This is a genomic window from uncultured Allobosea sp., from assembly GCF_945956895.1.
In the GTDB taxonomy this organism is placed as follows: domain Bacteria; phylum Pseudomonadota; class Alphaproteobacteria; order Rhizobiales; family Beijerinckiaceae; genus Allobosea.
Genome location: NZ_CAMFJF010000039.1, coordinates 17,644 through 29,175 on the forward strand (window position 1 = coordinate 17,644; position 11,532 = coordinate 29,175).

10 protein-coding genes and 1 pseudogene are annotated in these 11,532 nt (G+C 67.1%); 6 read left to right on the forward strand and 5 right to left on the reverse strand.

Features of this window, described 5'->3' with window-relative positions; translation table 11 throughout:
• Window positions 1-230 precede the first annotated feature (230 nt).
• The 5 genes from Q0Q02_RS17465 to Q0Q02_RS17485 all read right to left on the reverse strand — a co-directional run bounded on the left by Q0Q02_RS17465 (window position 231) and on the right by Q0Q02_RS17485 (window position 5,413).
• A complete protein-coding gene (locus Q0Q02_RS17465) occupies window positions 231-986 on the reverse strand; it encodes an SDR family NAD(P)-dependent oxidoreductase (RefSeq protein WP_293811201.1) in 756 nt (251 codons plus the stop codon).
• Window positions 959-1,999 carry a ketopantoate reductase family protein gene (locus Q0Q02_RS17470; RefSeq protein WP_293811202.1) on the reverse strand — a complete coding sequence of 347 codons (1,041 nt, stop codon included), beginning with the start codon at window positions 1,997-1,999 and terminating at the stop codon, window positions 959-961. Before Q0Q02_RS17470 ends, Q0Q02_RS17465 begins: the two co-directional genes overlap by 28 nt.
• A 159-nt stretch (window positions 2,000-2,158) precedes the next feature.
• Window positions 2,159-3,106 (reverse strand): isoaspartyl peptidase/L-asparaginase family protein, encoded by a 948-nt coding sequence (locus tag Q0Q02_RS17475; protein ID WP_293811203.1) that lies wholly within the window; start codon window positions 3,104-3,106, stop codon window positions 2,159-2,161.
• Between the two features lie 146 nt (window positions 3,107-3,252).
• A complete protein-coding gene (locus Q0Q02_RS17480) occupies window positions 3,253-4,845 on the reverse strand; it encodes an ABC transporter substrate-binding protein (RefSeq protein WP_293811204.1) in 1,593 nt (530 codons plus the stop codon).
• A 31-nt stretch (window positions 4,846-4,876) separates the two neighbouring features.
• The gene (locus Q0Q02_RS17485; protein WP_293811205.1) at window positions 4,877-5,413 is read right to left on the reverse strand and encodes a MarR family winged helix-turn-helix transcriptional regulator; all 537 of its coding nucleotides are present in this window, start codon (window positions 5,411-5,413) and stop codon (window positions 4,877-4,879) included.
• Window positions 5,414-5,554: 141 nt separating this feature from the next.
• On the opposite strand from Q0Q02_RS17485, the gene Q0Q02_RS17490 reads away from it, so the two are divergent.
• The 6 genes and pseudogenes from Q0Q02_RS17490 to Q0Q02_RS17515 all read left to right on the forward strand — a co-directional run.
• A complete protein-coding gene (locus tag Q0Q02_RS17490; protein WP_293811207.1) occupies window positions 5,555-6,256 on the forward strand; it encodes a creatininase family protein in 702 nt (233 codons plus the stop codon).
• Between the two features lie 160 nt (window positions 6,257-6,416).
• Window positions 6,417-7,391 (forward strand): ABC transporter permease, encoded by a 975-nt coding sequence (locus Q0Q02_RS17495; RefSeq protein WP_293811208.1) that lies wholly within the window; start codon window positions 6,417-6,419, stop codon window positions 7,389-7,391.
• Entirely contained in the window at window positions 7,388-8,266 is an 879-nt protein-coding gene (locus Q0Q02_RS17500; protein WP_293811210.1) for an ABC transporter permease, read from the forward strand. The genes Q0Q02_RS17495 and Q0Q02_RS17500 overlap by 4 nt, the downstream gene beginning before the upstream one ends.
• 184 nt (window positions 8,267-8,450) lie before the next feature.
• Window positions 8,451-10,154: an ABC transporter ATP-binding protein gene (locus Q0Q02_RS17505; protein ID WP_293811212.1), complete on the forward strand. Its 1,704-nt coding sequence runs from the start codon at window positions 8,451-8,453 to the stop codon at window positions 10,152-10,154.
• A gap of 137 nt (window positions 10,155-10,291) precedes the next feature.
• Window positions 10,292-11,194 carry a polysaccharide deacetylase gene (locus Q0Q02_RS17510; RefSeq protein ID WP_293811213.1) on the forward strand — a complete coding sequence of 301 codons (903 nt, stop codon included), beginning with the start codon at window positions 10,292-10,294 and terminating at the stop codon, window positions 11,192-11,194.
• 111 nt (window positions 11,195-11,305) lie between these two features.
• Window positions 11,306-11,532, forward strand: a pseudogene (locus Q0Q02_RS17515) (hypothetical protein); the annotation flags it as partial.

The following is an 11,532-nucleotide window of genomic DNA, read 5'->3' on the forward strand; positions in this document are numbered from 1 at the left end:
GATAGATCCCGGATCGGCGCGGCTTTGCCGCTTGTCCGGGATGACGGAGCGGCTCCGGGGAAAGTCTGCGGCTCCAGATCGTTTTTCGACCTGGCTGAATCGTCATTGCGAGGAGCAAAGCGACGAAGCAATCCAGGGGGACTGGGCTGAACGGTTCGACCCAGTCCCCCTGGATTGCTTCGCTGCGCTCGCAATGACGGCCTGACGGTTCAAGCAGGTCGAAACTGGCTCTACGACCGCCCGCCATCCACCGAAAGCACCTGCCCGCTGATCCAGCCGGCCTGCTCGCTCAGGAAGAACAGCGTGGCGCTGGCGATATCTGCGGGCGTGCCGAGCCGGCGGGTATGGATGCTCTCGACGAGCTTCTTCTGGCCTTCCGGCCCATAGCTCTGCCATTGCCGCTCGCTCGCGGGATTGGAGCGCACGAAGCCCGGCGCCACCGAATTCACCGTGATGCCATGCGGGCCGAACTCCCAGGCGAGCTGCTTGGTCAGCCCGACCAGTGCGTGCTTGGCGCTGGCATAGGCCTGGATGCCGGTGAGGCTCGGCCTCAGGCCCGCGCCCGACGAGATCGTCACGATCCGCCCGTAGCCGGCCTGCTTCATGGCCGGCACCGCCGCCTGCGCGAGGAAGAAGGCGGCATCGACATTGGCGGCGAAAATCACGCGCCAATCCTCTTCCGAAATCTCCTCGATCGCACGGCCGACCTGCCCGCGCACCCCGCCGGCGGCATGGACGAGAAGATCGAGCCGGCCATCGGCGGCGACGATGTCACGTACCAGAGCCTGGGCCGCCTCGGGCGAACCGAGATCGGCGGCATGCCCGGTCGCACCGATCTCTTTCGCGGTGGCCTGCACCCCGGTTTCGTCGATATCGGCGAGGTGAACGCGCGCGCCCGCTTCCGCTAGCGCGGCCGCGATCGCGCGCCCGATGCCCTGGGCTGCGCCGGTGACGAGGGCTACGCGGCCGTCGAAGCGGATCTGCATCGGTCGATCAATACCTTGAGTGTCTCGAAGGCCATCGGGCGGCGGCCGTCCTCGATGTCGTGGATCAGCGCAACCAGCGTCTCGATCGCGGGTGTCGCAATGCCGACCTCGCGGCCGAGCGTGGCGATGACGCCGATCTGCGGGTCGACCTCGGTCTTGCGCTTGCGCACGGCGAGATCGCGCCAGATGCCCGAATGGGTCTTGGCGGTCTGCGCGGTATAGTGCGCGAGCCAGCGGATCGTCTCGATCTGCGGGCCTTCCGGCTTGCCGGGCGCGAACACCATCGGATCGAAATCGCCGAAGCCGAGCGAGGTCACGCCGCGCTTGGCCGCGACCGCGCCGACCTCGCGCCCGAGCGCAAGCCAGACCGGCAGCCGCTCCGGATCGGCGAAATTCGCCGACATCGAATCGTCGGTCAGCGCCGTCGCGAACAGCATCGCGCCATAGGCGAGCTTGCCCCAGAGATAGCCGAAGATGTTGTCGGTCAGGATCGCGTCCGGCTCGAACAGCTGCATCAGCCGATGCATCTCGGTCGCGCGTTCGCTCATCGACCCGTCGAGCTCGCCGACGACCGTGGCGCCGCGATTGCCGTAGAGGATTTCGCCGGGTCCCAGCCAGTCGGCGCCGAAATTGACGAAGCAGCCCATCGTGCGCCGCTCGCCGACCGCCTTGGCGATGGCGAGTTCGTTCAGTCCGTTCTGGGCGGAGAGCACGAAGCCGTCATCCGCCAGATAGGGCTTCAGCGCGGCCAGCGCTGCTTCCGTCGCGCCTGCCTTCACGGCGAGCACGACGCGGCTGTAGCGCCCGGTCAGTTCGGCCGGCGTCGCGGCAGGCACGACCTGCGTGAACGCCTCGACCGGCCCCGAAATGGCGAGCCCCTTGGTCCGGCAGGCCTCGACATGCTCCGGCACGATGTCGACCAGCAGCACCGGCACGCCGGCTCGCGCCCAGTAGGCGCCGAGCGTGCCGCCGATGGCGCCGGCGCCCCAGATCAGGATGGGTTCAGCGGTCACAACAGAAGCCTTTCCACGACGCAGCCCTCATCCTGAGGAGCAAGCCGAAGGCTTGCGTCTCGAAGGATGCTTCAGTTCTCTCCCGCGCTTCCTTGAGCATCCTTCGAGACGCCGCTGCGCGGCTCCTCAGGATGAGGGCTGCGGGAGACGAAGCGCGCATTACGCCTGTCCCGCCAGTTCGACATGGTCATGGGTGGCGACATGGATGAGGCCATCCTCCGTCACCCAGCCGCGGTACATGCCCTCGGTGTTGTAGGGCGCGACCACCGTGCCGTCGGCACCGACCGCCACCAGTCCCGCGCCGATCTTGTGCTCGGAGAGCTCGGCCAGGACGGCGTCCGTCGCGGCTTGCAGCGAGAGGCCCTTGTAGGCGATCAGCGACGCGATCTCGTGGCCGACGCAGTAGCGGATGAAATACTCGCCCTTGCCGGTACCGGAGACGGCGCAGCGCCCGTCGCGGGCATAGGTGCCGGCGCCGATGATCGGGGAATCGCCGACGCGGCCGACCGGCTTGTTGGTATAGCCGCCGGTCGAGGTCGCGGCAGCGAGATGGCCCTGCGCGTCGCAGGCGACGGCGCCGACCGTGCCATGCTTCTCGGCCTCGCTCGCCTCGGCGGCGGTGCCGACGATCTCGCGCAGCTTCATCGAGGCGAGGTTCTTGCGCCGGCGCTCGGTCGAGAAATGCTCATTCGCGACGGTGTCGACGCCCTCATGCTCGGCGAAATCGTCTGCCGCGGGACCGGCGAGCAGCAGCGGGTCGCCGCGCAGCATCAGCGCCTTGGCGGCCGTGATCGGATTGCGGATGCGCTTGGCCCCGCAGATCGCGCCGGCGGCCAGCGTCGCCCCGTCCATGATCGAGGCGTCGAGCTCATGCTCGCCCTCGGTGTTGAAGGCGGCGCCATGGCCGGCGTTGAAATGCGGGGAATCCTCCATCACCCGCACGGCCGCCTCGACGGCATCGACCGCCGCGCCGCCCTTGCTCAGGATCGCCCAGCCGGCCCGCAGCGCGCTGGCGAGGTCGGAGCGGGCCTGGGCCCATTCGGCCTCCGTCATCTCGGCCTTCGGCAGCGTGCCGCAGCCGCCATGGATGGCAAGCGCGAGGGTCATGTTCGTCTTCCGATCAGTCGTTGTGCGAGGCAGGCCGTCAGGCTCGCCTTGATGGCGAGCATCCACGTCTTGAACGCCGAACCGGGTCGTCAAGCGAAGGCGTGGATGGTCGGGACAGGCCCGACCATGACGCAAAGGCGGTCCCGTTACTTCTTGGCGGGCTTGATGTCCATCGCCAGCGTGTCCTCGTCGACGCGCGGTGAGATCGTCACCTTGTCCTTCTGCATCGCCCAGGCCGAGCCGACGGCGGCGATCGGCAGGCGCGGCCGGTCCTTGGCGACGATCGCGGCCGCGTCGGACAGCATCTTGTTGCGCTTGGCCTCGTCCATCTCGACGGCCGCGTCCTCGATCAGCTTGTCGAGCTCGGCATTCTTGTAGCCGAGCACGTTGAAGGCGCCGAGTTTCTTGGCCGGATCGTTGGAGTGGACGACGGAGGAGAGCGTGTAGTTCGCCTCGCCCGTCAGCGTGCCCCAGCCCGACATCGACATCGAGAAATCGCCGCGCAGGCGTGCCGGGAAGAACACCGCGCCGGGCTGGGCATTGGCGTTCACCTCGATACCGATGCGTGCCAGCATCTGCGCGATCGAGGTGCCGACCTGCCGGTCGCCGGGCAGGCGGTCATTGGTGAAGGAGAAGGAGACCTTGAAGCCGTTCGGGTAGCCGGCCTCCTCCATCAGCTTCTTGGCCTTGGCGAGGTCCGGCTTGAGCGCCGGCAGGTTCTTGTTGAAGCCGGCGATGGTCGGCGTCACCAGCTGGTTGGCGGGGGTTCCGAGCCCTTCCATCGCGATCTCCGCCAGCGCCGGCCGGTCGATGGCGAGATCGATCGCCTCGCGCACCTTCGCGTCCTGCAGCGGGTTCTTCGGCAGGGCGGAGCCGTCCTTGGCGGTGACCTGCGGGGTCTTGTCCCGCATGTCGAGCTCCATGTTGAAGAGATAGACGCTCTCGATCGTGGCCACGTTGAGCTTGGCATCGCGCTTCAGCGTCGGCACGTCGGAGGCCGGCGCGCGCACGATGATGTCGACCTGGCCGGCCTTGAGCTGGGCGACGCGGGCGGCGTCGTTCGGCAGTTCCTTGCGCACGACCTTGGCCCAGGGCTCCTTCGTGCCCCAGTAGCCGTCGAAGCGATCCAGCACCATCTGGTCCTTCGGCGTCCAGGAGACGAACTTGTAGGGACCGGTGCCGACCGCGGCCTTGCCCGAGTTGAAGGCCTCGTTGGCATTGTCCTTGGTCAGGCCGGCGGCGGCCTTGTGCGAGACGATGAAGAGCCGAATGAAGTCGTTCGGCAGGTTCGGCGCAGGCCCGTCGGTGACGATATGGACCGTCAGCGGGTCGACGATCTTCACCTCCTTGACACGGCGGACATAGATCGTCGTCGGGTTCGGCCCTGCGACGACCGGAATGCGTTCGATCGAGAACTTCACGTCCTCGGCGGTGAAGTCCGAGCCGTCATGGAACTTGACGCCGGGGCGCAGCTTGAACTCCCAGACCGTCGGCTCCAGCGTCTTCCAGCTCAGCGCCAGCCGCGGCTCGATCTGCAATTTGTCGCCGGACCAGGTCAGCGTGTCGAAGACATGCTTCAGCGCCTCGGCATGGGTGCCGGTCGCGGTGAAATGCGGGTCGATCGATTCCGGCCCGGCGCGGACGCCGATCGTCAGCGTCTGGGCGAGTGCGCCGGTCGAGACGGTGGCGCCGAGCACGGCGGCGAAGGCGGCGAGGCGGAAGCTTTGGGCAAGTTTCATGACGGTATCCCCTGATTTTCGTGGTTTATGGTTATGACTGGAGTTCGTGGGGCCAGGTGGGCGAGGCGATGACGAGTTTGTCCATCAAGGTGCAGAGCTGCCGCTGCTCGTCCTCGCTGAGCGCGGCCAGCATCGTCGCCTGATGCTCGAGCATGGGCACCATGGTCTCGTCGAAGATCTTGCGGCCGGCCGGCGTGAGGTGGAGCACATAGCTGCGCAGGTCGTCCGGATCGCTCTCGCGCTTGAGCAGGCGCCGCTGCAGCAGCTTCTGCACGGCGCGTGAGAGCGTGTTCTTCGGCAGGCCGGAGGAGGCGACGATGTTCTTGGCGGCGACGCCCTCCCGCAGCCCCACTGCATAGAGCGCGACGAATTCGGGGCGGACGAGCCCGTAACGCGTCTCGATCCAGCGATAGACCGGGTCGTTGAAACGGAAGGCGATGAAGTTCAGGCGGAAGGACAGCCAGCACGGATTGTCCCAGAGCTTGGTCACGGTCAGCGGGTCGAGCTCGGCGAGCGCGGCTTCGCGCTCCGGGTCGACGCGGGAAGGAGAGGTCGGCGCGCGCCGCATCGGGAAAATCTCTCGACCGGTTTAGTTCCAAATAGAACTTGACGCTCTCTGGCGCCGGAGTCAAGGATGCCTGTGTCGGGCGGTCCGTGCCGCCTGAAAGGGATTGTCTATCGCTTGCGAAAGCGAAGCAAGGATCGCGCCGTGCGTGTCGCCGATTTGAACTGGATGCAGATCGAGGCCCAGGCGCAGCGGGACGACCGCTGCGTCTTGCCGCTGGGCAGCGTCGAGCAGCACGCCTACCTGAGCCTTGCGACCGACGTGATCCTGTCTGAGCGCGTGGCGCAGGAGGCGGCCGAGCCGCTCGGCATCCCCGTCTTTCCGGTCCTGGCCTATGGTCTGACGCCGGGCTTCCTGAATTTCCCTGGCAGCATCTCGCTGAAGATGAGCACCTATGCCGCCTTGCTCGGCGATATCTTCGACGGCTTCTATCGTTCGGGCTTCCGTCGCATCGTCCTCGTCAACGGCCATGGCGGCAATTCGCCGGCCCTCAACTTCGCGACCGAATGGCTGGACAAGCACCCGGATGCCAGCATCCGCCTGCACAATTGGTGGGCCGCGCCGCAATTCCAGGCGGCGGTGAAGGCGGTCGATCCCGCCGCTTCCCATGCCTCCTGGATGGAGAACTTCCCCTGGACCCGGCTCGCCGGTGTCGCCATGCCCGATACGCTGAAGCCACCCTTCAACGCGGCCGAATACCAGGCCGCGAGCCCGGCGAAGCGCCGCGAGATTTTGGGCGACGGCAATTTCCACGGCCTCTACCAGCGGCCGGACGAGGAGATGCTCAGGCTCTGGCAGGTCGGCGTCGAGGAGACGCGGGCCGTGATGGTGGAGAACTGGCCGTGAGGCCGCGGCTCCTCAGCCCTCATCCTGAGGAGCCGCGAAGCGGCGTCTCGAAGGATGCTCCAGGATGCACCGTCGCTGCCAACTGGAACATCCTTCGAGACGCGCCTGCGGCGCTCCTCAGGATGAGGGCTTGCGGGAATAGCCGATCAAGGCGCAACCCATGCTAGGCCACATCGTCAATCGGCTGGCCCAGGCGCTCGTCGTCATGCTCGTCATGTCGGTGCTGGTCTTCGTCGGCGTCTATGCGATCGGCAACCCGATCGACGTGCTGATCGGCCCCGATGTCAGCCAGGAGTTGCGGCTCCAGACCATCGCCCATTACGGACTCGACCGGCCGCTCTGGGAACAGTACCTGACCTTCCTCGGCCGCGTGCTGCACGGCGATTTCGGCCGCTCCTTCGTCTTCGGCATGCCGGTGATGGAGCTGATCCTGTCGCGCCTCCCAGCGACGCTGGAACTGACGCTGGCCGCGGTCTGCGGCGCCGCGCTGATCGGCATTCCCGCCGGAATCTATGCCGGCTACCGGCCGGACAGCTTCGCCTCCAAGCTGATCATGACGGTCTCGATCCTCGGCTTCTCGGTACCGACCTTCTGGATCGGCCTTGTGCTGATCATGGCCTTCGCCGTCGAATTGCAATGGCTGCCGGCCGGCGGGCGCGGCGAGACCGTTTCCATCTTCGGCGTCGAGTGGAGCTTCCTGACGCTGAACGGCCTGAGCCATCTTCTGCTTCCGGCGCTGAACCTTGCCTTCTTCAAGCTCGCCCTGATGACGCGCCTCGCCCGCGCCGGCACGCGCGAGATCATGCTCTCCGACACCGTGAAATTCGCCCGCGCCGCCGGCCTCTCCGAATGGACCGTCTTGCGTCGGCACGTGCTCCGGCTGATCGCGATTCCGCTTGTCACCGTCTTCGGCCTCGAATTCGGCTCGACGCTCGCCTTCGCGGTGGTCACCGAGACGATCTTCTCCTGGCCCGGCATCGGCAAGCTGATCATCGACTCCATCCAGTCGCTCGACCGGCCGGTGATGGTCGCCTATCTGATGCTCGTCGCCTTCGTCTTCATCACCATCAATTTCCTCGTCGACCTCGCCTATGTCGGGCTCGATCCGCGGCTGCGGAAGGGAGGTGCACGATGACCGACGCCTCTCCCGCCGCGCGCTTCTGGGCCGAGTTCCGCGAAAGCCGGACCGCCGTCGTGGCGCTTGCCGTCGTCGTCCTGACGATCGGCATCGCCCTGCTGGCGCCGCTGGTCGCGCCGCAGGACCCTTACGACCTCGCCAATCTCTCGCTCTCCGATGCCCGCCGCCCTCCGGGCTATGTCGGCGAGGGCGGCTATACGCATTGGCTCGGCACCGATGCGCAGGGGCGCGACCTGCTCTCCGCGATCCTCTACGGCCTGCGCATCTCCCTGCAGATGGGGCTGGTCGCGGGCGCCATCGCCTTCACGCTCGGCGTCGCGCTCGGCATCGGCGCGGCCTATGCGGGCGGGCGCCGCGAGGCCTTCATCATGCGCGTCATCGATCTGCAGCTTGCCTTTCCGGCGATCCTGCTCGCGTTGGTGCTTTCGGCCTTGCTCGGCCAGGGCAAGATGCAGCTCATCGCCGCGCTCGCCGCCGCGCAATACGCCTATTTTGCCCGCACAGCCCATGGCGCGGCCTCGGCCGAGCGCGGCAAGGACTATGTCGAGGCGGTGCTGTCGACGCCGCTGCCGGGTTGGCGCGTCGTCCTGCGCCACATCTTCCCGAACTGCCTGCCGCCGCTGATCGTGGTCGCGACCGTGCAGGTGGCCAACGCCATCGCGCTGGAGGCGACGCTCTCCTTCCTCGGCGTCGGCCTGCCGGTGACCGAGCCCTCGCTCGGCATGCTGATCGCCAACGGCTTCCAGTACATGCTCTCCGGCCGCTACTGGATCTCGATCTATCCCGGCCTCGCACTCATCGTGCTGATCGTCGCGATCAATCTCGTCGGCGACCGCATCCGCGATCAGGTCAATCCGAGGCTGAAGCGATGAGGGGGCTCTGGCCAAGACTGGGCGCCACGCGGCCCCCTCTCCCCTTGCGGGAGAGGGTTGGGGTGAGGGGTCGCGCGACGCTGATGGGTTGGCGCGTTGCACAGTCGACGACGTCTGGCAGCGTCGCGCGACCCCTCATCCGCCTGCCGGCACCTTCTCCCGCATGGGGAGAAGGGAGCAAGCGATGACCGAAGCGCCCCTCCTAGAGGTCACGAACCTCGCGACCCATTTCCACGCCCGCGCCGGCGTGGTGAAGGCGGTCGACGGCGTCTCCTTCGCCCTGAAGCGCGGCGAGGTGATGGGGCTCGTCGGCGAATCCGGCTCGGGCAAGAGCATCACCGGCTTCTCGATCATCGGCCTGATCGATCCGCCCGGGCGCGTCGAGCCCGGCTCCTCGGTCAAGCTGGAAGGCCGCGAACTCACGGGCCTGCCGCCAGCCGAATTGCGCAAGGTCCGCGGCAAGCAGATCTCGATGGTCTTCCAGGACCCGATGATGACGCTGAACCCGATGCTGACCATCGGCACGCAGATCAGGCTCGCTTTGGAAGCGCACGAGACGGTCTCCGGCGCGGAAGCACGCCGCCGGGCCGTCGCGGCGCTGGCGCAGGTCCGCATTCCCGATGCCGAGGCCAAGGTCGATTTCTATCCGCACCAGTTCTCCGGCGGCATGCGCCAGCGCGTCGCCATCGCGATCGCCCTGCTGCACCGGCCGAAGCTGATCATCTGCGACGAGCCGACGACTGCGCTCGACGTCTCCGTCCAGGCCGAAATCCTCGCCGAGATGAAGGAGCTGGTCGCCGAGCTCGGTACGGCGCTGATCTGGATCAGCCATGACCTCGCCGTCGTCGCCTCGCTCGCCGACCATGTCTGCGTCATGCGGCACGGCAAGATCGTCGAGGCCGGGCCGACGCTTTCGGTGCTGACCCATCCGCAACATCCCTATACGAAAGGACTGCTCGACGCGCTGCCCTCGCGCTCCGAGCCCGGCAAGCTCTTGGCCGGCGGTGTCGGCTCCGATGTGGCGCCGCCGCCGCGCGCCGTGACACAGGCTCCGCCCGTCGTCGCCGATGCCGTCCACTATGTCCGCATCGAGCATGTCGCCAAGCGCTTTGCCGGGACACCCGGCCTGTTCCGCAAGCTCGCACAGAAGGCCGGCCTCTCGAAAGCTCCTGCCGTGGTGCAGGCGGTCGACGATGTCACGCTGGTGCTGAAGCGCGGCGAGGCGCTCGGGCTCGTCGGCGAATCCGGTTCCGGCAAGTCGACGCTCGGGCGCGTCGCCGCCGGCATCTATGCGCCCGATAGCGGTTCCGTCCGCATCGACGGCGCGCCTGTGATGAGCGCGGGCGAGCCGCCGCACAAGGTCACGACGCGCGTCCAGACCATCTTCCAGGACCCCTTCGCCTCGCTCAACCCGCGCATGACGGTCGGCGACAGCATCGCCGAGGGGCCATTGACGCATGGGCTCGTCGAGCGCGCGCAGGCCAAGGAATACGTCCGGCAATGGCTGGCGGCGGTCGGGCTCAATCCCGATTTCGCCGACCGCTATCCGCACCAGTTCTCGGGCGGCCAGCGCCAGCGCGTCGCCATTGCCCGTGCGCTTGCGATGCAGCCCGATGTCGTCGTCTGCGACGAGCCGGTCGCCTCGCTCGACGTCTCGATCCAGGCGCAGATCATCAACCTGCTGATCAGGCTTCGGCAGGAACTGGATCTCACGCTGATCTTCATCTCGCACGACCTTTCGGTCGTCCGCCATCTCTGCGACCGCGTCGCGATCATGTATCGCGGCCGGATCGTCGAGAGCGGCCCGGCTGGCGAGGTCTATGACCATCCGCAGCACGACTACACCAAGCGCCTGCTCGCCGCCGTGCCGGTGCTGCCGACGGCGTGAAGCTCCATGCCGTCATTGCGAGGAGCGAAGCGACGAAGCAATCCAGGGGGACTGGGCCGAACCGCCTCACCAAGTCCCCTGGATTGCTTCGCTGTGCTCGCAATGACGGTGGGTTTTTCGACAGGAAAGGACACGCCATGACCCAATCCGATGAACTCCTGCCCTGGCAATGGCCGGAAGAGGTCTGGCGCGGCAAGGTCGAGCAGGTTCGCGCCGGACGCAATCTGAAGCCGGCAAAATGGAAGAACGGCGCGCGCTGCGCGGTCGCGCTTTCCTTCGACGTCGACCACGAGACCAACGAATTGCGCGACGGCGGCAAGTCGGTCGGGCGCCTCTCATGGGGCCAGTACGGCAACCGCGTCGGCGTGCCGAAAATCCTCGATCTCCTGAAGTGGCAGGATATCCCCGCGAGCTTCTTCGTGCCCGCCGTCACCGCCCTGCTCTATCCGGACGAGCAGCGCCGCATCATCGGCGCCGGCCACGAGATCGGCCTCCACGGCTGGATCCATGAGGTCAACACGGCGGTGCCCCCGGCAAACGAGCGCGAACTGCACCTGCGCTCGGCCGATACGCTGGAGAAGGTCACCGGCGTCCGCCCGGTCGGCATGCGCACCCCGTCCTGGGATTTCTCCGACGTGACGCTCTCGATCGAGCGCGAGCTGGGGCTGCTCTACGATTCCTCGCTCTTCGCCGATGACGACCCCTATGAGATCGTCGAGAAGGGCGAGCCGACCGGCATCGTCGAACTGCCGGTCGAGTGGATCCGCGACGACGCGCCCTATCTCAGCATGAACCGCTTCCAGGGCTTGAGGCCCTATACGTCGCCGGAAGCGGTTTTCGACATCTTCCGCCGTGAATTCGAGGGTGCCTATGCCGAAGGCGGGCTCTTCCTGCTGACCATGCACCCGCATGTCATCACCTATCGCTCGCGCTTCTGGATCCTCGAGGAGTTGGTCCGATTGGCCAAGGCGAAGGGCGATTGCTGGTTCGCGACCCATGCCGAGATCGCGGCCTATGTGAAGGCCGAGGCCGGCCTTTAAAACGCCGCAAGACGGGAACAACTGCCCGATTCCTGCCGTTTTCGCTTCATCGGGGGTTCAGGCCGCAAGCGGCCTGATACCCGCACGTTGAAACGAACGACGGGAATAAAGATGCGCACGAAACGCTGGTTGCTGGTCGGGACCGTCCTGCCGGCCCTCGTCCTTTCGCAAGCCGGGCAGGCCTTCGCTCAGGCCGGATACCGGGTCGCACAGGCTCCCGCCGCCGGAGACGACGACCCGCGCGGGCCACGGCGCCCGCAGTCGCCCGGAGGCGGCCAGCCCGGCCAGCGCGGTCCGGAGCGGCCGGCCGCACCGACGGCCCCCGCCCAGCCGCAGGC

Bases quoted from the DNA above. Each gene is read 5' to 3' on its own strand.
- Q0Q02_RS17465 (WP_293811201.1), bottom strand. From the start codon at position 986: ATGCAGATCCGCTTCGACGGCCGCGTAGCCCTCGTCACCGGCGCAGCC.
- Q0Q02_RS17475 (WP_293811203.1), bottom strand. From the start codon at position 3,106: ATGACCCTCGCGCTTGCCATCCATGGCGGCTGCGGCACGCTGCCGAAG.
- Q0Q02_RS17480 (WP_293811204.1), bottom strand. From the start codon at position 4,845: ATGAAACTTGCCCAAAGCTTCCGCCTCGCCGCCTTCGCCGCCGTGCTC.
- Q0Q02_RS17485 (WP_293811205.1), bottom strand. From the start codon at position 5,413: ATGCGGCGCGCGCCGACCTCTCCTTCCCGCGTCGACCCGGAGCGCGAA.
- Q0Q02_RS17495 (WP_293811208.1), top strand. From the start codon at position 6,417: ATGCTAGGCCACATCGTCAATCGGCTGGCCCAGGCGCTCGTCGTCATG.
- Q0Q02_RS17500 (WP_293811210.1), top strand. From the start codon at position 7,388: ATGACCGACGCCTCTCCCGCCGCGCGCTTCTGGGCCGAGTTCCGCGAA.
- Q0Q02_RS17505 (WP_293811212.1), top strand. From the start codon at position 8,451: ATGACCGAAGCGCCCCTCCTAGAGGTCACGAACCTCGCGACCCATTTC.
- Q0Q02_RS17510 (WP_293811213.1), top strand. From the start codon at position 10,292: ATGACCCAATCCGATGAACTCCTGCCCTGGCAATGGCCGGAAGAGGTC.